General features: G+C 63.0%; 26 protein-coding genes. 9 read left to right on the top strand and 17 right to left on the bottom strand.

The window, feature by feature from the left end:
• Positions 1 to 106: 106 nt before the first annotated feature.
• Genes EB231_RS08080 through EB231_RS08070 form a run of 3 tightly spaced genes read right to left on the bottom strand, consistent with a single transcriptional unit; the run spans position 107 to position 3,758 of the window.
• Positions 107 to 2,044 carry a (Fe-S)-binding protein gene (locus tag EB231_RS08080; protein ID WP_172348350.1) on the bottom strand — a complete coding sequence of 646 codons (1,938 nt, stop codon included), beginning with the start codon at positions 2,042 to 2,044 and terminating at the stop codon, positions 107 to 109.
• Position 2,045: 1 nt separating this feature from the next.
• Positions 2,046 to 2,987: an electron transfer flavoprotein subunit alpha/FixB family protein gene (locus EB231_RS08075; RefSeq protein ID WP_172348349.1), complete on the bottom strand. Its 942-nt coding sequence runs from the start codon at positions 2,985 to 2,987 to the stop codon at positions 2,046 to 2,048.
• Positions 2,988 to 2,990: 3 nt separating this feature from the next.
• The gene (locus tag EB231_RS08070; protein ID WP_172348348.1) at positions 2,991 to 3,758 is read right to left on the bottom strand and encodes an electron transfer flavoprotein subunit beta/FixA family protein; all 768 of its coding nucleotides are present in this window, start codon (positions 3,756 to 3,758) and stop codon (positions 2,991 to 2,993) included.
• 222 nt (positions 3,759 to 3,980) lie between these two features.
• On the opposite strand from EB231_RS08070, the gene EB231_RS08065 reads away from it, so the two are divergent.
• From EB231_RS08065 to EB231_RS08040, 6 genes are read left to right on the top strand one after another with little or no spacing between them, the layout of a single operon-like run.
• Positions 3,981 to 5,612, top strand: coding sequence for a GMC family oxidoreductase (locus tag EB231_RS08065; protein WP_172348347.1), 1,632 nt, complete (start codon positions 3,981 to 3,983; stop codon positions 5,610 to 5,612).
• Positions 5,609 to 6,034: a hypothetical protein gene (locus tag EB231_RS08060; RefSeq protein ID WP_172348346.1), complete on the top strand. Its 426-nt coding sequence runs from the start codon at positions 5,609 to 5,611 to the stop codon at positions 6,032 to 6,034. The genes EB231_RS08065 and EB231_RS08060 overlap by 4 nt, the downstream gene beginning before the upstream one ends.
• Positions 6,035 to 6,060: 26 nt before the next feature.
• Entirely contained in the window at positions 6,061 to 7,728 is a 1,668-nt protein-coding gene (locus EB231_RS08055; RefSeq protein ID WP_172348345.1) for a GMC family oxidoreductase, read from the top strand.
• Positions 7,728 to 8,162 carry a hypothetical protein gene (locus EB231_RS08050; RefSeq protein ID WP_172348344.1) on the top strand — a complete coding sequence of 145 codons (435 nt, stop codon included), beginning with the start codon at positions 7,728 to 7,730 and terminating at the stop codon, positions 8,160 to 8,162. Before EB231_RS08055 ends, EB231_RS08050 begins: the two co-directional genes overlap by 1 nt.
• A 21-nt stretch (positions 8,163 to 8,183) precedes the next feature.
• Entirely contained in the window at positions 8,184 to 9,086 is a 903-nt protein-coding gene (locus EB231_RS08045) for an amidohydrolase family protein (protein WP_172348343.1), read from the top strand.
• Positions 9,080 to 9,520 carry a DMT family transporter gene (locus tag EB231_RS08040; RefSeq protein ID WP_172348342.1) on the top strand — a complete coding sequence of 147 codons (441 nt, stop codon included), beginning with the start codon at positions 9,080 to 9,082 and terminating at the stop codon, positions 9,518 to 9,520. The genes EB231_RS08045 and EB231_RS08040 overlap by 7 nt, the downstream gene beginning before the upstream one ends.
• Positions 9,521 to 9,601: 81 nt before the next feature.
• Here the strand turns inward: EB231_RS08040 and EB231_RS08035 are convergent, their stop codons facing one another.
• From EB231_RS08035 to pcaD, 7 genes are all read right to left on the bottom strand, one after another.
• Positions 9,602 to 10,006: a GlcG/HbpS family heme-binding protein gene (locus tag EB231_RS08035; RefSeq protein ID WP_206681898.1), complete on the bottom strand. Its 405-nt coding sequence runs from the start codon at positions 10,004 to 10,006 to the stop codon at positions 9,602 to 9,604.
• 18 nt (positions 10,007 to 10,024) lie between these two features.
• Positions 10,025 to 11,524 carry a sugar ABC transporter ATP-binding protein gene (locus EB231_RS08030; RefSeq protein WP_172348341.1) on the bottom strand — a complete coding sequence of 500 codons (1,500 nt, stop codon included), beginning with the start codon at positions 11,522 to 11,524 and terminating at the stop codon, positions 10,025 to 10,027.
• Positions 11,525 to 11,540: 16 nt separating this feature from the next.
• Positions 11,541 to 12,566 carry an ABC transporter permease gene (locus tag EB231_RS08025; RefSeq protein ID WP_246740894.1) on the bottom strand — a complete coding sequence of 342 codons (1,026 nt, stop codon included), beginning with the start codon at positions 12,564 to 12,566 and terminating at the stop codon, positions 11,541 to 11,543.
• A 44-nt stretch (positions 12,567 to 12,610) separates the two neighbouring features.
• Positions 12,611 to 13,366: an SDR family NAD(P)-dependent oxidoreductase gene (locus EB231_RS08020; protein ID WP_172348340.1), complete on the bottom strand. Its 756-nt coding sequence runs from the start codon at positions 13,364 to 13,366 to the stop codon at positions 12,611 to 12,613.
• Positions 13,363 to 13,581: a 2-hydroxymuconate tautomerase gene (locus EB231_RS08015; RefSeq protein WP_172348339.1), complete on the bottom strand. Its 219-nt coding sequence runs from the start codon at positions 13,579 to 13,581 to the stop codon at positions 13,363 to 13,365. Before EB231_RS08015 ends, EB231_RS08020 begins: the two co-directional genes overlap by 4 nt.
• A 74-nt stretch (positions 13,582 to 13,655) precedes the next feature.
• Positions 13,656 to 14,714, bottom strand: a complete 1,059-nt coding sequence (locus EB231_RS08010) for a sugar ABC transporter substrate-binding protein (RefSeq protein ID WP_172348338.1) — start codon at positions 14,712 to 14,714, stop codon at positions 13,656 to 13,658.
• A gap of 18 nt (positions 14,715 to 14,732) precedes the next feature.
• Positions 14,733 to 15,608, bottom strand: a complete 876-nt coding sequence (gene pcaD / locus EB231_RS08005) for a 3-oxoadipate enol-lactonase (RefSeq protein ID WP_172348337.1) — start codon at positions 15,606 to 15,608, stop codon at positions 14,733 to 14,735.
• Between the two features lie 96 nt (positions 15,609 to 15,704).
• Between pcaD and EB231_RS08000 the strand changes: the two genes are divergently transcribed.
• Genes EB231_RS08000 through EB231_RS07990 form a run of 3 tightly spaced genes read left to right on the top strand, consistent with a single transcriptional unit; the run spans position 15,705 to position 18,212 of the window.
• Positions 15,705 to 16,820, top strand: a complete 1,116-nt coding sequence (locus EB231_RS08000) for an NAD(P)/FAD-dependent oxidoreductase (RefSeq protein ID WP_172348336.1) — start codon at positions 15,705 to 15,707, stop codon at positions 16,818 to 16,820.
• 4 nt (positions 16,821 to 16,824) lie between these two features.
• Positions 16,825 to 17,526 carry a GntR family transcriptional regulator gene (locus tag EB231_RS07995; RefSeq protein WP_206681897.1) on the top strand — a complete coding sequence of 234 codons (702 nt, stop codon included), beginning with the start codon at positions 16,825 to 16,827 and terminating at the stop codon, positions 17,524 to 17,526.
• Positions 17,523 to 18,212, top strand: a complete 690-nt coding sequence (locus EB231_RS07990) for an N-acyl homoserine lactonase family protein (RefSeq protein ID WP_172348334.1) — start codon at positions 17,523 to 17,525, stop codon at positions 18,210 to 18,212. The genes EB231_RS07995 and EB231_RS07990 overlap by 4 nt, the downstream gene beginning before the upstream one ends.
• Positions 18,213 to 18,526: 314 nt before the next feature.
• Here the strand turns inward: EB231_RS07990 and EB231_RS07985 are convergent, their stop codons facing one another.
• From EB231_RS07985 to EB231_RS07955, 7 genes are all read right to left on the bottom strand, one after another.
• Positions 18,527 to 19,294 (bottom strand): SDR family NAD(P)-dependent oxidoreductase, encoded by a 768-nt coding sequence (locus EB231_RS07985; RefSeq protein ID WP_172348333.1) that lies wholly within the window; start codon positions 19,292 to 19,294, stop codon positions 18,527 to 18,529.
• Entirely contained in the window at positions 19,291 to 20,256 is a 966-nt protein-coding gene (locus EB231_RS07980) for a carbohydrate kinase family protein (protein ID WP_172348332.1), read from the bottom strand. Before EB231_RS07980 ends, EB231_RS07985 begins: the two co-directional genes overlap by 4 nt.
• Positions 20,257 to 20,290: 34 nt before the next feature.
• Positions 20,291 to 21,274: an ABC transporter permease gene (locus EB231_RS07975; RefSeq protein ID WP_172348331.1), complete on the bottom strand. Its 984-nt coding sequence runs from the start codon at positions 21,272 to 21,274 to the stop codon at positions 20,291 to 20,293.
• Positions 21,271 to 22,302, bottom strand: a complete 1,032-nt coding sequence (locus EB231_RS07970; protein WP_172348330.1) for an ABC transporter permease — start codon at positions 22,300 to 22,302, stop codon at positions 21,271 to 21,273. The genes EB231_RS07975 and EB231_RS07970 overlap by 4 nt, the downstream gene beginning before the upstream one ends.
• Complete coding sequence (locus EB231_RS07965; RefSeq protein WP_172348329.1) at positions 22,299 to 23,825, bottom strand: sugar ABC transporter ATP-binding protein; 1,527 nt, start codon at positions 23,823 to 23,825, stop codon at positions 22,299 to 22,301. The genes EB231_RS07970 and EB231_RS07965 overlap by 4 nt, the downstream gene beginning before the upstream one ends.
• A 71-nt stretch (positions 23,826 to 23,896) precedes the next feature.
• Complete coding sequence (locus EB231_RS07960; RefSeq protein ID WP_206681896.1) at positions 23,897 to 24,898, bottom strand: sugar ABC transporter substrate-binding protein; 1,002 nt, start codon at positions 24,896 to 24,898, stop codon at positions 23,897 to 23,899.
• Between the two features lie 63 nt (positions 24,899 to 24,961).
• On the bottom strand, positions 24,962 to 25,621 hold the full coding sequence (locus EB231_RS07955) for an L-fuculose-phosphate aldolase (protein WP_172348328.1): 660 nt from the start codon (positions 25,619 to 25,621) through the stop codon (positions 24,962 to 24,964).
• Between the last annotated feature and the right edge of the window lie 11 nt (positions 25,622 to 25,632).

Below are 25,632 nucleotides of genomic sequence, written 5' to 3'. Positions count from 1 at the left end.
CAAAGCCCGGGATCAAACATCTACGCGAGAGCTTTCCGCCTACTGAGCTATCCTCGATGACAGGGTCCGCCCAACTGGGGCAATTCCTGGTAGGGCGGCAGCGGGATCAGGACAGGTACACGAGATCGATCATGTCGCGCACGGTGATGCGATCACCAACGCCAAGCGCCTGAACCGCCGCCGTGTACATGACCGTGTCCTTCGGGCAGGCCACGACAAACTGTCTGGCATCGCCCAGAGCCAGCGCCTCCTTGATGCGGTTCTCGCTCGGCCGTTCAACCGATTTGCTGTCGTCCATCCAGATACGCCCGCCGCCGGCGCCGCAGCAGAAACTGTTCTCTCGGCAGCGGCCCATTTCATGCAGTTCGTAGCCCGCTTTGCGGATGATTTCGCGCGGAGCGTCGAAACCGCCATTGTAGCGGCCGAGGTAGCAGGGATCGTGATAGGTGACGACGCCTCCGTCGTTGGCCAAAGGCTTTAGCCGGCCCGACTCCAGAAGCTCCAGCAGCAACTGCGTATAGTGGATCACCTCATAATTGCGGTCGAAGAAGCGGTATTCTTGCCGCAACGCGTTCAGGCTGTGCGGATCGGTCGTCATGATCCGATTGAACTGGCAAGCGTCGAGCACTTCGATGTTCTGGCGAGCCAGCACTTCGAAGACGCCTTCCTCACCGGCCCGGCGGACATCATTGCCGCTGTTCTGTTCGGCGTCGTAGAGGATACCAAAGTCCACTCCGGCCTCGTGCAGCACGCGCGCCACCTTCAGCGTGATGCGCTGGACCCGGGCATCGAAGGACGCGTAATCGCCAACGAACCAGAGGATGTCGACAGGCTCCTCGCGCGCGTCCTTGATCTTGAAGTCCAGGTCTCTGGTCCATTTGGCGCGCTGGCGCGCCGGCTTGCCCAGTGAGTTGCCGTTGCGCTGCAGGCTCGCCAGCGAATCCTGCAGCATCGGCTCGACATCGCCTTCCTCAACCAGGCTGCGACGCATTTCGATGATCTTGGTCATCGGCTCGATATGGACGGGACAAACGTCCAGGCAGGCGCGACAGGTCGTGCACGCCCAAAGCGTTTCTTCCTTGATCACCCCGCCGATCAGCGGCACGTCGCGGCAATTGCCACGCTCGCGGTCCATCATATGATCGCGCAGATCCATGATCAGCTTCTTGGGGCTGAGCGGAAGCCCGGCGGCGTTGGCCGGGCACGCCTCCTGGCACCGGCCGCATTCGGTGCACGAAACCAGGTCGAGCTTGTGCTTCCAGTGGAACTGATCGATGTCGGTAATGCCCGCAGCCTCGGAGCCGGCGGGCGTGAGCAGGCCCTTTGGCCCGATGTTGCGGAAATAGATGTTGGGAATGGCCAGGAACATATGGCGGTGCTTGGAACCCGGAATGTAGATCAGGAAGGCAAGCACGACGCATATATGCGCCCAGTAGAAGAATTCGGCCCCTCCAGCCGCAACGGCCGGGCTTATGCCCAGGACGACAAGAAACGAAGCTATGGCGCCGGAGACTGGGCGCCAGGAAGTCGCCGTTCCGACGGCCACGATATGGAACGCGTTCTCCAGCAACATCGTGCCGACCACGCAGCCGACCAGCCCGTAGATCACCCAGGCATCGACGGCATTCGAGCCCTTGAAGCGAGCCGGCCGCAGAAAGCCGCGCTGGAACGCCGCCAGCGCCAGCGCCGCGATGATCAGCACGGCGAAGATGTCCTGCGCCAGCGCGATCCAGGTGTTGCCGCCGATCGCAGCCAGCGAGAAACCGGGGAAAAATCCGGAACCGAAGCTCTGGATGATCGCGGTGAAGAGCACGACGAAGCCGGAAAACAGCATCGCATGGAGCAGCCCGGAATAGCGTTTCCGGAATAGCCGTCTGTGCAGGCCAACATCGGCCGCGGCTCCAGCAGCACGCTGCCGGGGGTGGTCGAGCCTGTACACGGACGCCCCCCGGAACACCGGCGCCAGGATCCTATAGAACCGATATCCGGATATGGCGACGGTGGCGGCGACCAGGGCGGTCAGAACAAGCTGCGTCTGAAGCACGTCAGCCCACCTTCCTGGCCAGAGCCTCCTTGAAGGCAGGGAGGAAATCGGCGACGTCGACAGCCGCACCGAAATGCGCATGGTCGAAGATCGGCGCGCCGGCGTCGGTGTTGATCGCCACGATCGTGCCCGCACCCCCCATGCCTTCGATATGTTCGGGCGCACCCGAAACGCCCAGGGCGAGGTACAGCTGCGGCTTGACTTTGCGGCCCGATTTGCCGACCTGGCGCTCCTTCGGCAGCCAGCCGGCGTCGATGATCGGCCTGCTGCCGACGATTTCGCCGCCCATCAAATCGGCGACTTCGCGCGCCTCCTCGATGACGTCCTGTTCGCCAATCCCGCGGCCCACGCAGAGCAAGCGGCTGGCCTTGGTGATATCGACCGCATTCGGATCCGGCCGATTGGCGGACAGCAGCCGCACCGAGGACTGAGGCCTGTCGGGAAGCTGAATGATCTCGGCATTTTCGGCCTGGCTGCCGTTTTCCTCGCTGAAGGTGCCGGCATTCACGAGGAGCACGGCAGGCATTGAAGCCTCGGCGGTGGAAACAAGTTTGCCCCCATAGATCTGGCTATCCGCCTCCACCGTGCCGCCGGAAATCCGCACCGCCGTGCAGTAGCTGAGAAGCGGCAGGTCGTTGCGGAACGCAAGGACAGGCGCAAGGTCGAGACCCGAGGTGGTGCAACCGAAGACAATGAGGTCGAACCCGTTGTCGGCCACGATGCCCTGGAGATAGGCGCCATGCGCCACGGGATCATAGGGCGAAGGGGTCGATGTGAAGACGCGGGAGGCGCCCAGGTTCCTGGCCGCGTCGGCGTCGCCGCCAATCAGCGCCAGTTCGATGCTGCCGCCCTGCCCGGCGAGCCGGCGCGCGCCGGCCACAAGTTCACGCGACAGCGCGGTGGGAACACCGTCCTGAAGATCGAGATAGACGAGTATCTTCATCGTTCAGGCTCCGACCAGTCCGCGTTCGGCGAGCATATCCACGAGCTTGGCGGCAATCTGCTCGGCGCTTCCGGTGATCATGTCGGCCTTGGTGCCGGATTGAGACGCGCCAAGGCGCGTCGAGACCTGAGCTCGGAAACCGTCCGGGACTGTCGACACCACCGAGGCGATCGTGGCTGTGCTTGCCTGGCGCAGCTTGCTGCCCGAGACGTAACGCGGCGGCTTCGACGCGGCCTGGATTCCAAGGACTGCCGGCAGTTTCACGGCGAGGCGGGAGGAATAGCCGCCGCTGTATTCCTGCGTCACCTCGAGCCCGCCCTCCGCAACGGACACGCCGTTGATCGCATTCAGCACCGGCCATTGCAGGTCCGCCGCCAGGAACGGGGCCAACTGCCCGAAGACATCCTCGGGCGTCTGCACGCCGGTCAGCACCAGATCGGCACCAAGATTCTTCATGACCGAACCCAGCAGATGCGCGGCGGCGCGTGCGCCTACCGCGCCTTCCTGGTCATGATTGACGACCATGGCATTATCGGCGCCACGCGCGATCGCGGTCTGCAACTGGCGTTCCGCGCCGTCGCCGGCAAGCGTAACGGCCGTCACGCGCGCGCCGGTCGACTCCTTGAGGAGCACCGCTTCTTCCAGCGCATGATCGTCGAACTCGTTGAGCTTGAGGCCGATCCATTCACGATCGATCTCCATGCCGTTGCCGGCGATCTCGATCTCCTCCGTTACGTCTGGCACGATGCGCAGAACAACCGCAATATGCATTGATCCTCCCCTTAAAGCCGCGCCGTCAGCGCGCCTCCGATGGGCCGTGAGCCCCGGATTGATGCCGCCTCCCGCAGCCGTCTTGAGACCCATACAGCGCGCGCCACCAAAAATGTCAACTATAATGTCGACAATGTTGTCAGAACGTTTTTGGTGTGCAAAGGTGACGATATGGCAGTCCTCTCTGGGCCGCCCGTCATGATGTTTGGGAGGAGGAACCGCATGGCACCCCAGGGTAGACCACCCCAAGTCGCGGATGTTTTGATCATTGGCGCCGGCGCATCCGGTTCGGTTGCGGCGAAGCACCTCGCCGCCAACGGCTTCAGCGTCGTCTGCCTCGAGCAGGGCGGGCGTGTCGACAATGCCGAATTCTGGGGCAACAAGCCGGAATGGGAGTTGATGTCGCAGAAGCGCTGGCATCCCAACCCCAACGTTCGCGATCTCGAGCAGGACTATCCCGTGGACACGTCTGAATCGGACGTGAACCCGTTGATGTACAGCGCCGTCGGCGGCAGCACGATTCTCTATGCGGCGCATTGGCAGCGCTTCATGCCGTCGGATTTCCGCGTCAAGACGCTGGATGGCGTCGCCGACGACTGGCCTTTCACCTACGAGGATCTCGAGCCGTTCTACGATCAGATGGACATAGAGATGGGCGTGTCGGCTCTGAACGGCGATCCAGCCTATCCGCCGGGGAAAGCATCGCCGTTGCCGCCACTGCCGATCGGCAAGATCGGCATGAAGGCCGCCGAGGGCATGAACAGGCTCGGTTGGCATTGGTGGCCGGCACCCAATTCCATTCCCTCCAAACCTTATGGCGGGCGCAACCAATGTGTCCGCTGGGGCACGTGCCTGACCGGCTGCCCCGAACGCGCGAAAGCCTCCTTCGATCACACCCATTGGCCCGACGCGCTTCGCGACGGGGCCGTTCTCATCACCGGCGCGCGTGTTCGCGAAATCACGCTCGACGCCCAGAACCGTGCCAACGGTGCCACCTATATCGATCGCCAGGGCCGTGAGCGGCATCAAAAGGCGCAGACCGTCATCGTCTGCGCCAACGGTGTCGGCACACCGCGCCTGCTGCAACTGTCGACCTCCGGCCGTTTTCCCAATGGGCTCGCCAACTCCTCCGGACTGGTCGGCAAGAACCTGATGATGCACCCCTATGCCGCTGTAACGGGCTATTTCGACGAACCGCTGGAGAGCTGGCTCGGACCGGCCGGCCAGACGATCCAGTCGATGCAGTTCTACGAAACCGACAAGTCGCGCGGCTTCGTGCGTGGCGCCAAATGGCAGGTCATGCCCTCGGGTGGCCCGCTCGGCATGCGCGCCGCCTATGGTGGCAAGCCGCTCGACGAGGCCTGGGGCGCCAATCTGCACCGCAACACCCGCAAGGTCTTCGGCCGCGCCTTCGAATGGGGCATCATCGCCGAGGATCTGCCTGACGAGACGAACGCCGTTGTGCTCGATCCGGTGTTGAAGGACAGCGACGGCATTGCCGCGCCGAAAATCATCTACAAGAACTCCGACAACACCAAGAAGATGATCGACTTCCATCTAGAACGGGCCAAGGAAGCCATGCTCGCCGCTGGCGCGGTGGACATTTCCACCACGCCTCTGATGCGCGACTGCGGCTGGCACCTCATGGGCACCTGCCGCATGGGCAACGATCCCGAGCGCTCGGTCGTCGACCAGCACGGCCGCTCGCACGACGTGCCGAACCTGTTCGTCTATGACGGCAGCGTCTTCGTGACCTCCTCCGGCTTCAATCCGACGGGCACGATCGCGGCCGTGGCGCTGCGTTCGGTCAAGCACCTCATCGCCAACCGTCGTGATCAGCAGGTGGCGGCATGAGCCAGTTGGACGCCAACATTCGCGAGACATTCGCAGCCATTGCCGATGTGCTTATTCCCAATGCCGAAGGCATGCCCGCGGCCAGCGAGATGAACGTGCAAGGCGACATGCTTGACCGCATTCTGGAGCTGCGGCCCGACCTGCGCGAGAATTTCCTGCGCGGCCTTTCGAAGGCTGGCGGACGCGACGCATCGGAGGTCGCCAACGAGCTGAACCGCACCGATGCCGATGCGCTCTCCGCGATCGGCCTTGTGGCTTCCGCCGGCTACTATATGACCCCGCATGTGCGGGACCTGATCGGCTATCCCGGACAGCAGAGTCGCCCGGAAGCAAACCCGGATGCCGTTCCGGAATATGTCGCCAACGGCATGCTGCAGCAGGTGATCGACCGGGGTCCAATCTTCCGGTCGACACCGAAATAATAGTGCTTGTCTCAAGGGAGGAGATCATGGCTGCGATCGCAGCGTCCGGTTCTCGCGCCGGGCGGGAGGATATTGCCGACGTTTTGATCATTGGCGCGGGGCCGTCCGGTTCCGTTGCGGCAAAACATCTGGCGCAGGCCGGCTTCAAGGTGGTCGCGCTGGAGCAAGGCCACATGCCGGATGCCGGCCGCTATCCCGGCCGGCGCCCCGAATGGGAGTTGGTCACCCAGAAGCAGTGGCATCCCAATCCCAATTTTCGCGACATGCCTCGCGACTATCCCATCAACACTACGGAATCAGACGTTAATCCACTGATGTTCTGTGGTGTCGGCGGCAGCGCCACGCTCTATGCCGGCCACTGGACGCCGTTCATGCCGTCGGACTTCAAGGTGCGTACGCTTGACGGTATCGCCGACGATTGGCCTTTCACCTACGAAGATCTGGCGCCATACCTTGAGGTCATCGAACGCGAAGTCGGCGTTTCCGGACTGGGCGGCAATCCCGCCTATCCGCCCAAGATGGCCTATCCGACCCCTGCCCTGCCGATCGGCAAGGTCGGCCATAAGGCTGCGGAATGCCTGGACAGAATGGGCTGGCATTGGTGGCCGGGGACCAACGCGATACCGTCTGTGCCCTATAATGGCCTGAATGCCTGCGTGCGACGCGGCACCTGCATGAGCGGCTGTCCCGAAGGCGCCAAATCGACCACCGATCTCACCCATTGGCCACACGCGATCAAGGCTGGCGCCCGCCTCGTCACCGGTGCCCGGGTGCGGGAAATCACCGTCGACGAACGGGGCCTCGCCACCGGTGCCATCTACATGGACGAAAATGGCCGCGAGCGGCGTCAGCGGGCGGCCACGGTGATCCTGTGCGCGAACGGTATCGGTACGCCGAGACTGCTCCTGCTGTCGAAGTCGGCACGCTTTCGCGACGGTCTCGCCAATTCGAGCGGACTGGTCGGCAAGCGCCTGATGATGCATCCCTTCTCGGCCGTGCAGGCCACGTTCGAGGAGGATCTCGAATCGTGGCGCGGGCCGTTTGGCCAGAATGTCTCCTCTTACGAGTTCTACGAGACGGACGAGAAACGTGGTTTCTTGCGCGGCGCCAAATGGGGCGCCATGCCGGGTGGCGGACCGCTTGGCGCGACAAGCTTCGTCGGTTCCAAGGTCTTTGCCGACCCCAACGCCAAGGTCGAGGACATGTGGGGAACGAACCTCCATGACCTCGTTTCCCGTCGCTTCGGCCGCACCATGGTCTGGGGAATCATTGGCGAGGATCTCCCGGAGGAATCCAATCAGGTCCTTCTTGATCCGGAACTGACCGATACCGATGGCATCCCCGCCCCCAAGTTGATCTACAAGGTCTCCGAGAACTCCGAACGCATGCTCAAATTCCACGAAGAGCGCTGCGCGGAGGCCTGTCAGGCCGGCGGAGCCGTGGAGATCTCGGTCGTTCATCAGATGCCGGATACAGGATGGCACCTGCTGGGCACCTGCGTCATGGGAACCGACCGCGAAACCTCGGTCGTCAACGAATGGGGCCAGACCCACGACGTTCCCAATCTCTTCATTTTCGACGGCAGCACATTCCCGACCTCGGCCGGCCTCAACCCCACGGCCACCATCATGTCTGTCGCCTTGCGGCAGACCCGTCGCATGATTTCTGAACGCCGCAACCTGGAGGCCGCGTGATGCCGAGCGCCAACCAGATCACTACGGACATGCGCAAGCTTTTCGGCCGGATCGCCGACATGCTGATCCCCGCCTACAAACAATTCCCCTCGGCCACTGCGGTCGGCGTGCATGAAAAGTTGCTTGACGATGTGTTGGCGTTCAGGCCCGACATCGTGGAGAGCTTTCGGCGCGGCCTGGCTGGTATCGACGCGGATGCCTTGTCAAGGAGCATCAACGATCTTTCGCGTGACGATCCGGAGGCCTTCAATGCGCTGACACTGGCCGCTTCCGGCGGCTACTACATGGCGCCCGAAGTGCACACGGTGCTTGGCTATCCCGGGCAGGAGTCCGTATCCTACAACCCCCATGAGGTGGCCGATTATCTGACGAACCATATGCTCGAACGAACCATGCGCCGCGGCCCGATCTATCGCCCGACACCCCAGTCCTGACCGGCCACTCAGGTGCCGGACTTGGACATCCCAATCTGCGAGCCAGCAGACCTTGCGCCGCGAGCGCCTCGGAGCGGTCTCCCGGCCAATGCCATCGATACGCATTTCCATGTCTTCGGCCCCCGGCCGGACTATCCCTTCGCATCCGGCCGAAGCTACACCGCTCCTGACGCCAGCCTTGCTGACTACGAGCATCTGGCGCGCAAGATCGGTTTTTCCCGGGCCGTGGTGGTGCAACCCAGCGTCTACGGTACCGACAACAGGCGTACACTCGACGCGTTGCGCGAGGCGCGCATTCCCATGCGGGCCGTCATCGTTGTCGATGAGACCCTGCCGGAGCGCGAATGGCTTGCCTTGCATGAACTCGGCGTGCGCGGCGTCAGGATCAATCTCGTCTTCAAGGCCGGCAATGGCCTTGCCACGGCCCGCGCCTTGGCCAGTCGCATCCGCGAGTTCGGCTGGCACCTGCAGTTCCTCGTCGACGTGTCGACGATACCCGATCTGGCGGATTGGGTACGGGCATTGCGCGTGCCGGCGGTTTTCGATCATTTCGGCCACGTGCCGGCGACAAGGGGCCTGGCAGACCCCGGCTTCCAGGCGCTTTTGGATCTGGTTCGCGAAGGCAGTGCCTGGGTCAAGCTCTCCGGCGCCTACCGCATCACCGGCATACCGCGTCCGCCCTATGACGACGTCAGGCCTTTCGCGGAGGCATTGCTGGCAGCCAACCCAGAAAGGGTCTTATGGGCGACGGACTGGCCACACCCGGCCATATCAGTGCCAATGCCTAATGACGGCGACCTGGTCGATATGGCACTGGACTGGACCACGGACCCCGACCTTCGCCGCAAGCTGTTCGTAACCAACGCGGAGCAGCTCTACGGCTTTGATACGGCAATATCCCGCGCTGAGGACGATGCATGCTGAAGGCTGTTCTGATCGCCCTGGTTGCCGGCTCCGTCCTGCCAATCCAGGCGCTCGTCAACGGACGGCTTGCGGCAGGTCTTGGCAGTCCATTGATAGCGGCCGGCATCTCCTTCCTTGTCGCGACGCTCGCGCTCATGGCCGCGCAGCTGCTTCTGAGAACGCCACTCCCCCCGATGGAACAGGCCGTATCCATACCGGGCTGGGTCTGGCTTGGTGGATTGCTCGGCGCGATCTATGTCACCGGGGCGATCGTCAGTGTCGGTGCGCTCGGCACGACGACTGCGATCTGCCTTGTCATCGCCGGACAGATAGGGGCCGCGCTGCTCGTGGATCGCTTCGGAGTCCTTGGCGCCTCAAGCCATCCGCTTGGCCTGTTGAGGTTGTTCGGCGCCGGCCTCGTTCTGGCCGGCGCCATCATCGCCGTGAGGGGTTAGCTTCCTGTCCAGCCAACGACAACGTCCCCCACCCATTGCTGAAGCGGGGGACGCGGTAAGCCGCATCGTATCTTTGGTAGCTCAGCCTGCCATGGCGGCAGCGGCGGCGGAAGCGATCGCCTCGTCATCCGGCGGCATGCCACCGGCCACGCCGACGGCGCCGACGACCTGATCACCGCGTGAAACCGGAACGCCGCCGGCAAACACCACCAGCGGCAAGCGGTGTGAATTCTCCATTCCGTAGAGCGGCCCACCGGGCTGCACCAACGGCATCACGTCGCCAGTCTTCATGTTGAGCGAACGCGAGGTATAGGCCTTGGCTTGCGAGATTTCGACACTGGCGAGCAATGCGCCTTCCATGCGCACGAAACCCAGCAGGTTCCGCCCCTCGTCCACGATGGCGATGCTGGACGGCGAGTTCAATTCGCGCGCCTTCTTCAGACCCGCCTGCAGTCCGGCCTGTATCTTTTCGGCAGTGATCGTCACGTCCTCTTCTCCTTGATGTTACGCTGCGATTTCTGTTGTGCTCCCGCCCATGGAAAGAGCGAGAAGCTGGTCGTAGTTGCAGTCCGTCTTCCTGGCCGCGTGGACGATCGCGCCCTTGCGGACCACCACCACCGTCTCAGCCAGCGAAAGGATCTCCTTGATCGACGAGGAGATGATGATCACCGCCGCACCGCTTTCGGCCAGCCGCAGAATGATGTCGTAGATCTCCTTGATCGCGCCGACGTCGACGCCGGAGGTCGGCTCGACGAATACGTAGACACGTGCCTCGGCCTTCAGCCATTTGCCGATCACGGCTTTCTGCTGGTTGCCGCCGGAGAAGAACTTGACGATGGTGTCCGGCTGTCGTGGCATGACATTGAGTTGGCCCATTACCGCCTGCGCATAACCATCCTTGAGGCGTCCGTTGACCAGGCCCCATCGGGACAGTCTTGAGAGCACGGGCAGGCAGATATTTTCCGCCATTGTCAGATTGGGAAACAGCGCCTGCTTGCGCCGGTCCTCGGGGATGACTGCGATGCCCGCCCGCCGGGAGGCGGGCGGATCCGGAATCTGCCGCGCCGTCCCATCGACGCGCACCGTGCCCGAGGCCGCGGCTATCCCGCCGAGTGCAAGCTCCAGCTGCTCCATGCCGCCGCCGACCGGACCGGTGATGCCGAGAACTTCGCCGGCATGAACCTTGAGCGACAGCGGTTCGAGCTTGGCCGTTCCGACGGCTTCCAGTTCGAGCACCACCTGCGCCGTCGAATGGCCGGTGTTGTAGGTTTCCAGATCGCTGCGGCTGCGATCGACCATCAGCTCCGTCACCCGATCCTCAGTGATCTCGTCACGGTCGAGCGTTGCCGAAACCGTGCCGCCGCGCAGGACAGTCACGCGATCGCAGATGCGTTTGATCTCCTCCAGCCGGTGCGAGATGTAGATGATGGTGATGCCTTGCGACAGGAAGTTCTGGATGATCCGGAACAACAACTCCACCTCGCTAGCCGACAGTCGAGCCGTCGGCTCGTCGAGAACGATCACCTTGTAATTGCGGTGAAACAGCGTGCCCAAGGTGACGAGTTGCATTTCGGCTGCGGAAAGCGTCCTGGCAAGGCGCGTGGCGTCGATCTCGATGCCGATGCGGTCGAGGATTGCCTGCGCCTGAGCATGGATATTCCTGTTGCTGATCAGCGCTTTTCCCGGCTCGTTGCCGAGCAGCAGATTCTGCCCGACGGTGAATCCCCCGATCAGTTCAGCATCCTGATAGACGGCGCCAAGCCCGAGCCTATGGGCGTCGAGCGGGCTGCCGATCCGCACCGGCCTGTCCTCCAGCAAGATTTCACCGCTGCTGGCGCCATAGACGCCGGTCAGGATCTTGATCAGCGTGCTCTTGCCGGCTCCATTTTCACCGAGCAGCCCGTGGACCTCACCGCGCCGGAAGCCAAGATCGATGCCTTTCAGCACCTTGGTCCCGCTAAAATCCTTGGTGAGGTTGCGAACCTCGAGAAGCCATTGCGACATGATGGTGTCCTCCGGCTCAGATGAATTTGAGGTGAATTTCCTCGCGGTTCAGCATCGCATTGGCGCCGACGGCGAGGATCAGGATAAGGCCCGAGAACAGCTGACGCGCGGCGAAGGGGAAGCCGACCATACTCATTCCGGAATTGACCATGTAGATGAAGAAGACGCCAAGCAGCGTGCCGAACACATGCGGCTTGCCCTTGCCGAGCACGGTCGCGCCCAGGAACACCGCGGCGAACGCCTCCAGCAGATATCCTTCGCCACCCACCGGCTGCGCCGAGGAGGAGACGGAGGTCAGAATGATCCCGCCGATCGACGACATGACGCCAGCCAGTATGAAGGCCAGGATCAACCAGTGATAAACTTTCACGCCCGAATAGTAGGCAGCCATGGGATTGTCGCCGACGGCGGCGATGTAGTGCCCGGGCTTGGTGCGCGTCGAGACGACATGCATCAGCGCCACCACCGCCAGCAGGATCAGGACCGGAAAGGCGACGAAGCCGATCTTGCCCTGACCGATGAAGGCGAACGCCGTTTCCTTGTAGTCGACGGCGATCTGGTAGCCATCGGTAAGGAAGATGTTGATGCCGCCGAGCACGAACATCATGCCGAGCGTGACGACGATGCCGGACAGCCGCCCGTAGGTGACCAGGAAGCCGTTGAGCAGACCGATGAAGGCGCCGACGAACAAGGCGCCGACGATTGCCAGCCACGGCCCGACGATCGGGATAAGGAAGGCGGTTACGATCGACGTCGTGGTTACGGTCAGACCAACGGAGAGGTCGAAGCTGCCACCGACCACCACAAAGGTGAGCCCGACGGAAACCAGGCAGCTGACGATCATCGAGAACAGGATGTTGTTGAAGTTCGACAGCGTCAGGAACCAGGGCGAGGCAAGCGCGAAGCCGATGCCCGTGGCGACGATGACAACGATCGTGCCCCAGCGGCGCAGAAAATTGACCAGAGGCGATCCTCGATCCTGCTTCGGCTTGCCTTGCATCGCGACTGTCCCCGAACCGATTTCAGTTGTTGACTGTGCCATCTCATTCTCCTCCCAGGCCGATCCGAGCTTCTCAGCGAGAGGACTCAGGAATTGTAGACGCCGCCATCGATCGTGATCGCCTGTGCGGTCATGTAAGAGGACTCGTCCGAGGCGAGATAGACGAACATCGGCGCGATCTCGCTGCTCAGGGCCTGCCGGCCCAAGGGCACCACCGAGGACACGGCTTTCGCCTGGGCGTCGAGGCCACCCATGAAATTGATCGCCGGCTGGTTGAAGGCGGTATCGACCCAACCCGGACAAATCGCGTTGACGCGGATATTGTCGGCCGCCAGCTCCATCGCGAGCGCGGTGGTGAAGGCGATCACCGCGCCTTTCGAGGCCGAATAGGCGGTCATCCCCGGCCCGCCGCGCTTGCCGGCCAGCGAGGAGGTGTTGATGATCGACCCCTTCCCGTTCTTGCGCAGCATCGGAACCGCGTACTTCGCGCCAAAGAAATGGGCTCGCGCATTGACCGCGAAGAGCGCGTCCCATTTCGCGGCATCGAAATCGGTCACGGCGCCTGAGTGCTGGAGACCGGCGTTCTGGCAAAGGACATCGAGGCCTCCGAGCCATGCGGCACCCTCTTCGATCAGCGACCGCACGCTGCCTTCCTCGGTGACATCGACCTTTATGAAATGCACCGCGCCGCCAAACTCTTGCGCGGTGGCCGCACCTCTCTCATCCCTGTCGCCGATGACGACTCTTGCACCCTCGGCCACGAAGCCACGCACGGCTTCCTTGCCGATATTATCGACAGCGCCCGTGATGATGATGCGCTTTCCGCTCAGACGTCCGCTCATTTTCGTTCCTTTTCCTGAACGGCTATTGCGGCGATGTCGGACAGCAGTTGCCCGCCGCGACCCCAGCTCTCTTCCGCAACTTCGTTGATGATGACGTGGACACGGTCCCTGGCCGCGCCGCATACGTCGACCAGCGCATCCGTGATGCGCGAAACCAGTTCGCGCTTCTGGTCGAGCGTGCGCCCATCCTTGATATTCACCTGAACGACAGGCATCGCCTACTCCACAAAGACCTGGTCAACACGATCATGAGGGGCCGGGTCCGAGCCCGGCCCCATTTCGACTTGGCTCAGCCGCCGTAGTCCTTAAGGAAGGCGATCGCTTCCTCGTCCATCTTCTGCACCTCGGCCAGCGCCTGACCCGCCTGGTCCTTGGTGATCGCCGTCACCGGAACCCGGCTCTGATAGGGCGGCACCGTCTCGCCCTGTCCAAGCTTGATGGCGATCTCGGCGACCTGCTCACCCATCAGATGCCAAGGCACGTCGGTCGAGAATTCGACCGGCGAGTTCGGTTTGACCATCTCTTCCAGCAACTGGTTCGAGAAGTAGTGGTTGAAGATGCGGACATCGGTGCGGCCCATCTGCTGCATCGCTTGCGCGGCGCCGATCGTCAGCGGCCACCACCAGGAGATGATACCGGTCAACGAGCCAGGTTCAGGATTGGCCTGGAGCAGCGCCAGAGCGTTCTCGCGGCCCTTGGATATCTGGTCCTGGGTCGAGACCGAACCGGAGACGAATGGCAGCACCTTCATGCGTGGCTCGTAGCTGGCCATGAGGCTGAACTGGTCCGCCTCCTGATCGAACGGCGTATAGAACCCTTTGCTTTCGGCGGTCTGGACGAATGTACCCTGCCGGCCGGTGACGTTCAGCACATGATAGGACAGCGTGGCGCCTGTGCCGTAGGTGTCTTCCGTGACAAATGGCGAATCCTTGACCGGTACCGCGAAGCCAACTGTCTTGATGTTGCGCTTCTTCGCCTCGTCGACGAGGTAGGCGGTTTCCGATTCCAGCGAATAGATGCCAAGCACCAGGACATCAATGTCGCGATCCAACAGCGAACGCGCCGAATCCTGTTCGCTCTGCTTGCTGGGTGTGCCGCGCACGGTGACGGCCTCGCCGCCCAGTTCCACGACCTTCTTCAGCAGCGTGTAGCAGCCGCGCCGCCAGGGCTGATTGAAGGGCCCGTAATTCAGCCCCAAGCCGACCCTCACCTTCTTGGCCTGGGCAATTGCCGGCGTGGCCAGTCCAGCGCTCAAAAGGCCCGCGGCGGCCATCGTGCCGCCGGCTGCTGTCAGGAATGTGCGGCGGCTCAGGCCGGGCACGGCAGGTGATTTGATCTCCTCGGTCATTTGTTCTCCTCCGGTTTGTCACCCCAAGCGGGTTTGTGTGGCGGACGCATCTGATCCGCCTGTCTGCGGGTCGAGCTCGGCCGTAACTTCGGCAAGGAACTCGGCAATGACGCGGGTCACGCGATCGGGCTGCTCGATCGTGAACAGATGGGCCGCGTCCTCCAGAACGATGAAACGCGCGCCTTCGATACGTTCATGAAGCCGCGCCATCGTCTCAGGCGGCGCCGAAGGATCGTCGGCCGCGGCGACCAAAAGCGTCGGCAGCGAGATATGCTGGGCGGCACCGGAAATATCCATATCGCGGATTGCGGCAGCACATCCGGCATATCCTTCTGCCGAAGTCTTGCCGATCATGCCGCGCACCGCGTCCACGACATCGGGACGCGCCGCCCGAAATCCAGGCGTCAACCAGCGCGTGAGGGTCGGTTCGATCAGGGGTTCGACGCCCTCTTTGCGCGCAAGCTTGACGCGCTCGTCCCACATCTCGATCGAGGTCGAGGCAAACGTCGCACACAGGACCAGACTGGACAGCCGATGGGGCGCGCGCACGGCGAGAAGCTGTCCGATCATTCCGCCCAGCGAAAGTCCGACGAAATGCACTTTTTCGATGTCCATCGCATCCAGAAGCGAGAGGACGTCATCGACCAGAAGATCGAGAGAATAGTCGTCCGCCGTAGCTTCCGTCCGCCCGTGTCCCCGGGCGTCGAAGCGGATGACACGGTAGTTCTGCGCCAACTGCTGAGCTTGCGCGGCCCACATCGAGGTGTCCGCCGCAAGGCTGTTGCTCATCAGCACCGCCGGCGCACCGACAGGTCCGATCTCCTCGACGTGAACGGAAATCCCGTTGACGAGCAGCCGCTCCAAAACGCCCTCCCCACTCTTGCGCAAACGCATTCCTCGCCATCATGAGATTGCACGGCGACAATTTTGTCAACAATCTTGTTGCAGATTTTGCCGACATATGGCCAATTGCGGAAAAGAGGTGTTGGATTGGATATCGAAACGATCGTCGTCGGAGCTGGCGTCATCGGCCTCGCGGTCGCGCGGCAACTGGCGCTGCATGGCCAGGAAGTTCTTGTGCTCGAAGAGGAAAATGCCATCGGCACACACACCTCGTCGCGCAATTCGGAGGTCGTCCACGCCGGGATCTACTATCCGTCCGGAAGCTTGAAGGCGCGGCTATGCGTCGCCGGACGGCGGATGCTCTACGACTATTGCGAGCGCCGCGGGGTTCCGGTGAGCCGGCTCGGCAAGCTGATCGTCGCCACCACCCCCGCGCAGATAAAAACACTCGAAGCCCTGGCGAAGCGGGCAGCCGAAAACGGCGTTCTTGATCTGATCGCTCTCGATGGTGTTGAAGCCCGGCGCATGGAGCCGGAACTCGAATGCCTGGCCGCGCTTCACTCGCCCTCGACCGGTATCATCGACAGCCATGCATTCATGCTCGCCTTGCAAGGCGACGCCGAGGCCCATGGCGCCCAATGTGTTCTGCGCACGCGGGTGAATGCCGCGAGACAGCGAGCCGATGGATTCGACGTTCAAGCAGCCGGCGAAAACGGTGCCAATGCCATATCGATAAGCTGCAGAAATCTGATCAATTGCGCGGGGCTCGGAGCCCAGGCGGTCGCCGGCAGCATCGAGAACCATCCACCGGGCCGAATCCCTCGCCGCTTCCTGGCGAGAGGAAATTACGTTTCGGTTTCGGGAGCGACACCCTTTTCTCGCCTCATCTACCCCGTGCCGGTGGAGGGCGGTCTCGGTATTCATCTGACTCTGGATCTCTCCGGCCGGATGCGCCTCGGTCCCGATCTTCATTGGATTGATGAAATCGACTATATACCTGATGCACAGGTTGCAGAGGAGTTCTACACCCTCGTGCGATCATACTGGCCTGGGGTCATGAACAGGGAACTCAATTGTACGCACTGCGGTGTCAGGCCCAAGATCAGCGGCCCTGGCGCGCCGAGCGCGGATTTTCTGGTCGAAGGCCCACTTGACCATGGAATCCCGGGGCTAGTGAATTTTTTCGGGATAGAATCACCCGGTCTGACATCCGCGCTCGCGCTTGCCGAGTATGCTGTCGGAAAACTATTGGAACGGAGTTGAGATTTTGGCCCAGAACAAGAACAGCCAGCATGTGGCTCAGATCGTCGATTTCATCAAGCAGAAGATCATCTTTGGCCGACTCAGGCCACGCGAACGCCTGATTGAGGAAGACATCACCGCTCAGTTCGACGTCTCCCGGCACATCGTGCGTTCCGCCATGGCTGATCTCGAGCAGATGGGGCTTGTCTCGCGCCGCCCCAACAAGGGCGTGACGGTACGCGATTTTTCCGTCGAAGAGGTCGAGCAGATCTACGAGACCCGGGCGCTGCTGCAGACCGAAGCCGCACGGCGCATTCCCCTGCCCGCCAGCAGGGAGTTGATCGCCGACCTCGAGGCCATCCATCGCGACTATTGCGCCGCGCACGAGAGTGGCGAACTTCAGAAGGTCTGCACGCTCAATAACAAGTTCCATCGCCGCATCTGGGCGGCATGCGGCAATGTCTGTCTGGCCGGCCTGATCGACCGCGTCTGGGTGGAAACCCTCGGCATCCGTTGCTATGGCATCGGCGACCCGGTTCTCCTGAAGCTTGCGCGTGAAGAGCATGGCCGCATGATCGATATGTTGCGCACCGGTGACCGGGAGGGTTTCATCAGCCTGTCGGTCGATCACATGCAGCCCGCGCTCGAAGCCTACAAGCGGGCGCATGGCGGCTGGAATACCTTGCCCGAGACATTGCGCTGGGTAGAGGAAAGGCAAGCCTCTTGAACCCGTCCTACGAGATCGTCGTTGCCGGGAACAATCTGCGCCTGAAAGACGATTTCCTGGGGATGTCGAATGTCACGCTGATCCATGGCGGGCGCGGTCCGATCCTCTTCGATACCGGTGGCTACATTTCCCGACTCGGCCTGCTGAAGAAGTTGCGCGAACGTGGCCTCGAGCCGTCCGACATAAAGACCGTCTTCCTGTCGCATCTGCATTTCGATCACGCGCACAACATCGATCTGTTTCGCAACGCGCGGATCGTCGTCAGCCGGACCGAGTGGAACTACGCAGCCAACCCGCATCCCGATGATCTGCTGGTTCCCTGGGGCATTCTCGACCAGTTGTCGCGCGGCCAGGTCGACCTGATCGATGGCGAGGGCGAACTGGAACCCGGCATCTCCTATTTCCCGGCGCCCGGCCACACACCCGGCAGCTATGCGCTGCGCTTCGAGAGTGCGGAAAAGGGCCGAGTCATCATCGCCGGCGACGCCATCAAATATATAAAGGAGGCGATCCTGGCGCGATGCGACATGGCCTTCGACACGCTGGAAGCAGGCACAGCCACCATAAAGCACATTCTTGCAACGGCCGATCGCATCGTGCCCGGTCATTTTCCCGAGCTTATCAGGCAGCCCGAAGGTTCCTTTTCATGGGAGGGCGAGGCGCCCTTCAACCTTCTGGTCAGATAGTCGATCACGCGCTGGCCGGACGCGTTCCGCGACGCGATGATCCTTGGGCAGGAAATTGGGATTTGGCACGAATCCCCTGACCCCTGGCGCGACCCTTGAACATTGCTCGCACCTCCAATGCCGCGGAGCGTTCCATGCCACGGTCCACTTACTGAAAGTTTGCCACAGAACCCTCTCCCCCGGCAACGCGCGTCAGCTGCCGGGGCGACATCCAGTCTCTGGATCACCGCTTTCGCCGCTTGGACGGATCCTCTCGTGTCGTATCTTCAACGCCAGACGTGGACGTCGCGATTGTGCAAGCCCGCGGCGGCCCGTCAGTGGTAGTAGATGCCGCCGTCGACGTTGAGCGACTGGCCGGTGACGAAGGCCGACAGATCCGAGGCGAAGAACAGCACCGGCCCGACGACGTCTTCCGGTGCGCCGAGGCGCTTCAGCGCCGCGACATCTTCCCAATGGCGGATCGCCGCCTCGCTGCCGAGGTTGTTCTTGCCCATCTCGGTCAGGATGATGCCGGGGCAGATGGCATTGACGGTGACGCCGTCCATGCCGACTTCCTGCGCCAGCACGCGGGTGAGCGTGATCACCACCGATTTGGTCGCCGCGTAATGACCCTGCGTCGGCACGCCCTGGCGGCCGGCGATCGAGGCGATGTTGATCACCCTGCCCGATCTCCTGGCGCGCATATGCGGCAGCACGGCCTGGCACATCATCAGCACGCCCTTGGCATTGATGTCGAAATGCGCGTCCCAACTGGCCTCGTCGAGATCCTGGAGCAGGCTGGGTTTCAGGATGCCGGCATTGTTGACCAGCACGTCGATGCTGCCAGCCGCCTCAAGCAGCGCCTGTGCCGTCGCCTCGATCTCGTGCTTCCTGCTGACATCCATTGTGTAGACATAGGCCTTGCGGCCGGCCGCCTCGATCTCGGCCTTGGTTGCGGCAAGCTCCGCCGCCTGCGACGGCAGGTCGGTGACGGCGACGTCGAAGCCCGCGTCGGCGAGCCCCTTGGCGAGCGCCCTGCCGATACCGCGGCTGGCGCCGGTGACGAGAGCCGTTTTGCCCTTGGCCTCAGGAAGAATGGTCATGCTGCTTGCACCTTTGATGTCTTGACAGGGAGCGAATTCATCGCCGCCACCGTGTCGTCGAATGAAACGAGTTTGCCGTCGGAGCCGAGCCCCATCGCCACCTTGGCGGCGACGGCGGTTGCGAACCGCGCCGACTGTTTGAGGTCCCAGCCCTTGACGATTCCGACGATGATGCCGGCGGTGAAGGAGTCACCGCAGCCCGTGGTGTCGAAGACCTCGACGTCGAAGGCCGGCAGGTGGAAATCCTCGCCATGCTGCGGCGAGACATGCACGCCATCGGCGCCGAGGGTCAGGATGCAGTTTTTCACGCCCCTCGCCTTGAAGAAGGCGGCAACGCGGGCCGGATCCCGGTCGTGCGCCATCTCGCCTGCCTCGTCGATGCTCGGCACGAAATAGTCGATATAGGGCAGACACGGCTCGACCAGCTTCCAGGTTTCCGGCGTCGCCTGGATCAGATCGAAGGTTGTGATGCGGCCAAGTTCCTTGGCGCGTTTCAACAGCTTGACCGTCGGCGCCCCGTCAAAACGCTTCAACAGCCCGGTGCCGCCTACATGGACGACCGTGGCGTCAAGCGCGGCGTCGAGATCGGCGTCTGCGACCTCGAACACGGCGGCCGTCCCCGGCACATGCAATGCCGGACGCTCGCCATTTGGCCGCACCGGCAGAATGGTGGAGGAAGTCTGGACGCTGCCGTCGCGGCGCACCAGGCCGCACTCCAGGCCATATTTCTTCAGCTTGGCGAGGAACCAGTCGCCCATATCGTCGGTGCCGAGCGTGGTAACGGCCCGCGTTTTCAGCCCGAGGATGGCGCAGTCCATGCCGGTCGCGCCGGCCGTGCCGGCGACTGTCATGCGGATCTCCTCGATATAGTCGGCGCGGCCGCCTTCGGGGATGCGCGACACCGGCCGCCCCAGGATGTCGAGGACGTAGAAGCCGATCGAGCTGACGTCGAATTGTGGCATGGTTGGCTGACCTTTCGAACTCATGTGGTCGAACTCAATGGGTGGCGCGGCGCAGGCCGAAGCTCACGGCGAGCACCAGGAAGACCAGCACGCCGATGCCGACCTGCTGCCAGTAGAAATTCCAGCCAACGAGGAGCAGCCCGTTCTTGACGATGGCAAGCAGCAGGACACCGAGCAGCGTGCCGATCACCGAGGGCTTGCGCTCGCGGCTGAGCGTCGTGCCGATGAAGGTGGCGCCGATGGCGTCGAGCAGGAAGGCGTTGCCGGACAGCGGCACGTAGGACTTGACCGTTGCCGACAGCAGGATGCCGGTGACGCCCGCCAGCAGCGCGCACAGCACATGCACCATCGACAATTCGCGCGGCACGCGGATGCCGGAATACCAGGCTACGCCCGGCTGCGCGCCCATCGCCTGCACATAGCGGCCGAAGACAGAGCGGTGCAGCAGGACGTGAACCGCGATGGCCGAGACGATCAGCACAATCACCGGTGTCGGCACGCCGAACAGAGCGGTGCGGGCAATGGCGTTGAACTGGTCGCCGGCATAGCCGCTGGTGAGGTAGATCGGCTGGCCGCCGCTGGTGGCGAGCTGCTGTGTGCTCTGGCCTATGAACAGCACGCCAAGCGTTGCCAAGAACGGGCTGATGTTGAGCCAGGTGATGAGGATGGCGTTGAGGATGCCGACGACCAGGGCAGCACCCAGGCCGCCACCGACGCCGACCACGCCACTATAGCCGGCGGCGAGCAGCATGACGAAGACCATGCTGGCCATGTCGACGGACACGCCGACGGAAAGATCGATGCCGCCGGACGATATGACGATCGTGAGCCCGAGCGCCACGATCGCCAGCATGACGACATTGTTGACCAGCACGTTGAAGAGGTTGGCCGGTGTCAGGAAGGTCGGGCTCGCCATCGCGAAGAAGATGACGATTGCAGCAAAAGCAATGAGCACGCTGTATTTGGCAAGGAAGGCGCGCAGGCTCATCTTGGGACTGTCGTTGGCCGAGACGCTCATCGTGAACCCTCCGAGCCGCGGGCAAAGGATGTGATGGCCACCACCAGCAGGATCAGCGCTCCCTGCACGCCGTTGACCCAGTAGCTCGAGACGTTGAGCAACTGGAAGCCGTTGGCGAGCAGGCCGATGAACAGCACGCTGAGCAGCGTGCCGCCCATGGTCGGCACGAAGCGGCGGGAAAAGACGGTGCCGAGCAGCGCCGCCGCCAGCACCGACAAAAGCAGTTCGCCGGAACCGGGCGTGCTGGCCGAGAGCCGCGAAACGGTGAGGACGCTCGCCACCGCCGCGCAGAAGCCGCTCAGCACATAGGTGAAGGACACGTAGAACGGCACGCTGAGACCGGCCGCGCGCGCGGCCTCGGGATGGCCGCCGACCGCGTAGAGCCGAAGCCCGAAGGCGGTGCCGTGAACGATCACGATCATGATCGCGGAGAAGACGATCAGCGCCCAGGCAAGCGCGGAGATGCCGAGGAAACTGCCCGAGACCAGGAAGCCGAGCAGCGGGGAGGATGCGCCGACGACCGTGTTCTGGGTGAGCGTGAGTTCCATGCCGGCGGCGACGTTGAGCACGGCAAGCGTCGCCAGCAGTGGCAGGATGCCGAGACCGACGACCGCAAGGGCGTTCAGCGCGCCGACCGCCATGCCGACGGCGATGGCCGCCAGCACCGAAAGGAAGTCGCCATAGCCCATCGACAGCAGCGTGGCGTAGACGGCGGCGCACAGCCCCATATTGGCGGCGATCGACAGGTCGATGCCGCCTTCGGTGACATCGGAGCCGCCGCCGATGATGACGGAAGTCATGCCATAGGCGAGCACGCCCAGGATCGCCGACTGCTCGACGACGTTGATCAGGTTGAAGGTCGAGGTGAAGCCCGGCGCAAAGACGACGAAATAGGCCATGATCGCGGCGAAAGCGGCAATCGCGCCGAGCCGCACGACGAGGGTGGCGAACCGCCGCCCAGCACTTTTGCCTGTGGCGCTGGCTTGGTCGGACACGCCGGCCTGGGCGTGGACAGTTGTCGCGCTCATGCCGCCACCCCGTCAGCGTTGGAGCGCGCGCCCGACGAGGCCGCGAGCAACGCATCGCTGTTCATCGCCGTACCGGAGAAGGTACCGGCCAGCCGGCCGCGATAGACGACCAGCACCCGGTCGCAGACGCCGACCAGTTCGAGCAGGTCTGACGACAGAAGCAGGATCGCCGCGCCCTCGCCCGCCAGGCGGTTCAGCAGATTGTAGATCTCGACCTTGGCGCCGACATCGACAGCCACCGTGGGCTCGTCAAGCACATAGACCCGCGACTGGCAGCTCAGCCATTTGGCGATCGCCACCTTCTGCTGGTTGCCGCCGGAGAGTTCGCGCACCAGCGCGTCGCGATGCGGCGTCTTGATCGACAATTCCCTGATCAGTCCGTCGACCGCCTGGTTCTCGCTGTTGCGGCTGACCAGCCCGCTTCTGGAATAGCGGCGCAGGCTCGCCAGCGAAATATTTTCGCGTACCGACAGGCCGAGCGCCACGCCGTGCGCGCGACGATCCTCCGGCAGCATGGCGATGCCGTCACGAACTGCCTTGACCGGCGTCGACAGCGACAGCTGCTTGCCCTCGACCTTGATCGAGCCGCCCTCGGCGGTCTTGAGGCCGAACAGGCACTGCACGATCTCCTTGGCGCCGGATCCGAGGAGGCCGGTGAGGCCGACGATCTCGCCGGCGCGAACGTTGAAGCCGATGTTTTCGAAGCTCCCGCCGAGCCGCAGATTGGCGACTTCGAGCACCGGCGCGCCCAACGTGACCGAACGCTTGGGAAACATCTCGCCGACATCGCGGGCGATCATCATCGATATGATCTCGTCGATCGATGTCTCACGCGGGTCGACCGTACCGACATCGGTGCCGTTGCGCATCACGGTGACGCGGTCGCAGAGCTTTTCGATTTCCTGCATGTAGTGGGAGATGAAGACCACGGCGATGCCGTCGTCGCGCAGCCGGCGCAGCACATCGAACAGGCTGTCCACCTCGCGTTTGACCAGCGCCGCCGTCGGCTCGTCGAGCACCAGCACGGACGCTTTCTGCGCCAGCGCCCGCGTGATCTGCACCACTTTCTGCTGTGCCGTGGTCAGGTCCTTGACCAGGGTTCCCGCCGGCAATTCCATGCCGAAGAACCGCTTCAGCAGATCGCCCGCCTTGCGCTCCATGGCGCGGCGGCTGACGAACGGGCCGAGGCCGATTTCGTGGCCGAGGAACACCGCCTCGCCGACCGTCGCGGTCGGCACCAGCAGCCTGTCCTGATGGATGAAATGCACGCCGAGCTTTTCCACAGATGCCGGCGACAGCGAGGTCACGGTCTCGCCATTGATGACCACGGTGCCGCTGTCCGGCCTGATGATGCCGGCCAGCACCTTGATGATCGTCGACTTGCCGGCGCCGTTCTGGCCGACAAGGCCGAGGATCGAGCCGCGCGCGATCTCGAGGTTCGCGTTTTCCAGCGCCCGCACCGGGCCGAACCGCTTCGATATGTCCGTCATCGATACAGCAATTTCACGCTTTGCTGTCTGCATGGCCGTCAATCCTGGTTGATGGTGGCGGGCGGCCATTTCCCTGGAGATGGCTGCCCGCCGTTTCGTTCCGCCTATTTAACGCCTGCCTTTTCGGCGGCGTCGAGGAACGGCTTTCCTTTTTCCGCGGCATTTTCCTTGTTGATCAGCACCGCGGGCACGAAGGTGAAGGGCGCAACCTTCTGGCCGGCAAGATATCTGGCGGCATTGTCAACCGATGTCTTGCCGATTTCATAAGGCTGCTGCGCGGCCACCGCGCCTGCCGACGACTTCGGATCCATCACCATCTTGATGACTTCCGGGCTGCCGTCGATGCCATAGGTCTTGACCTCGTTGCGGCCGGCGGCCTCGACCGCCTGCGTGGCGCCGATCTGCGGCACGTCCCAGCAGGCCCACACCGCGCCGATCGAGCCCTTCTCGGGCGACTTGGTCAGCATGTCCGTCACGTTGGAATAGGCGCTCTGCACGGTGTTCGGGATGACGTCGCGCAGTTCCGGCTCGACGATCTTCACATCCGGGAACGAAGTCAGCACATATTTCAGCTGGTCGTAGCGGATCTTGCAGACCGGCACGCTGTAGAAACCGTTGAAGACCAGCACATTGCCCTTGCCGCCCATGTCGGCGACCATCTGCAGCGCGATCTCGGCGCCGATGTTGTAGTTGTTGGACGTGGTGTTGTTGATGGCGTGCGGCGTCGCGGTGTCGACCGTGAACAGCGGGATGCCGGCATCGCGGATCTTCTGCAGCCACGGGTTCAGCACTTCGAGATTGCCGAGTTGCTCGATGATGGCGTCGGGCTTCTGCGCGATCAGCGTCTGCAGCTGCGCGATCTGCTGCTGGTCCTTGCGGCCGGCGTCGAGCGCGATCACTTCGCCGCCGAGCTCCTTCACACGGTCCTGGATGCCGCGGAACGCCATCAGGTCCCAATAGTGGTCCGTGCCGATGGCGGAGACGCCGATGCGCTTGCCCTTGAGCGACAGTTCCTCGGCACTCGCGCCTGAGATGGCAGCCAGGCTGCAAGCCGCCGCCAACCCCAAAGCGAGCGCCTTGACGAGGCCTCTCATTGATCCGGTCATTTCATTTCCTCCCTTGTTGATCGCTCCGGGCCTTCCCGGAGGATTGTGCCAGATGGCCGCCGCTCAGGCAGCAGCCTCCTTGTCGCGCAGGCCGTAGCTGGCCATGCGCCTGATGACGTTCTCGATCTCCTCCTCGGACAGGATCGGCGGCTCGCCGATCTGCAGGGCGCCGTGATACTGCCGCGCCAGCGTTTCCACCTCTACCGCCAGCCACATCGCCTGGCTGAGGCTGGAACCGACCGCGATCATGCCGTGCTGTGCGAGCAGGCAGGCCTTGCGGTCGCGCAGCGCCTCCACCGCATGCGCCGAAAGCTCCGCCGTGCCGAAGGTGGCGTAAGGGGCGCAGCGAATGTCGCTGCCGCCGGCGACCGCCACCATGTAATGGATCGCCGGTATCTTCCTGCCCATGATCGCGATGGTCGTGCAATAGTTCGGATGCGCGTGGACGACCGCGTTGACCTCGGGCCGCGCCTTCATGATGTCGAGATGGAAACGCCATTCGCTCGACGGCGGCAGGCGCCCGTCAATCTCGCCGTCCCAGGCCATGAAGACGATGTCCTCGGGCACCAGCCTATCGTAAGGCGTGCTGGTCGGCGAGATCAGCATGCCCTCGCCATGGCGCCGGCTGACATTGCCTGAGGTGCCCTGGTTGATGCCCAGCGCGTTCATCTTGAGGCAGGCATCGATGATTGCCTGGCGTGCCTCTAGGTCCGAAACGGTCATGCGATATTCCA

It is taken from the genome of Mesorhizobium sp. NZP2298, assembly GCF_013170825.1.
In the GTDB taxonomy this organism is placed as follows: domain Bacteria; phylum Pseudomonadota; class Alphaproteobacteria; order Rhizobiales; family Rhizobiaceae; genus Mesorhizobium.
The sequence above is the reverse complement of the archived record's forward strand: the minus strand, read 5'-3'. Positions and strand labels throughout refer to the sequence as shown.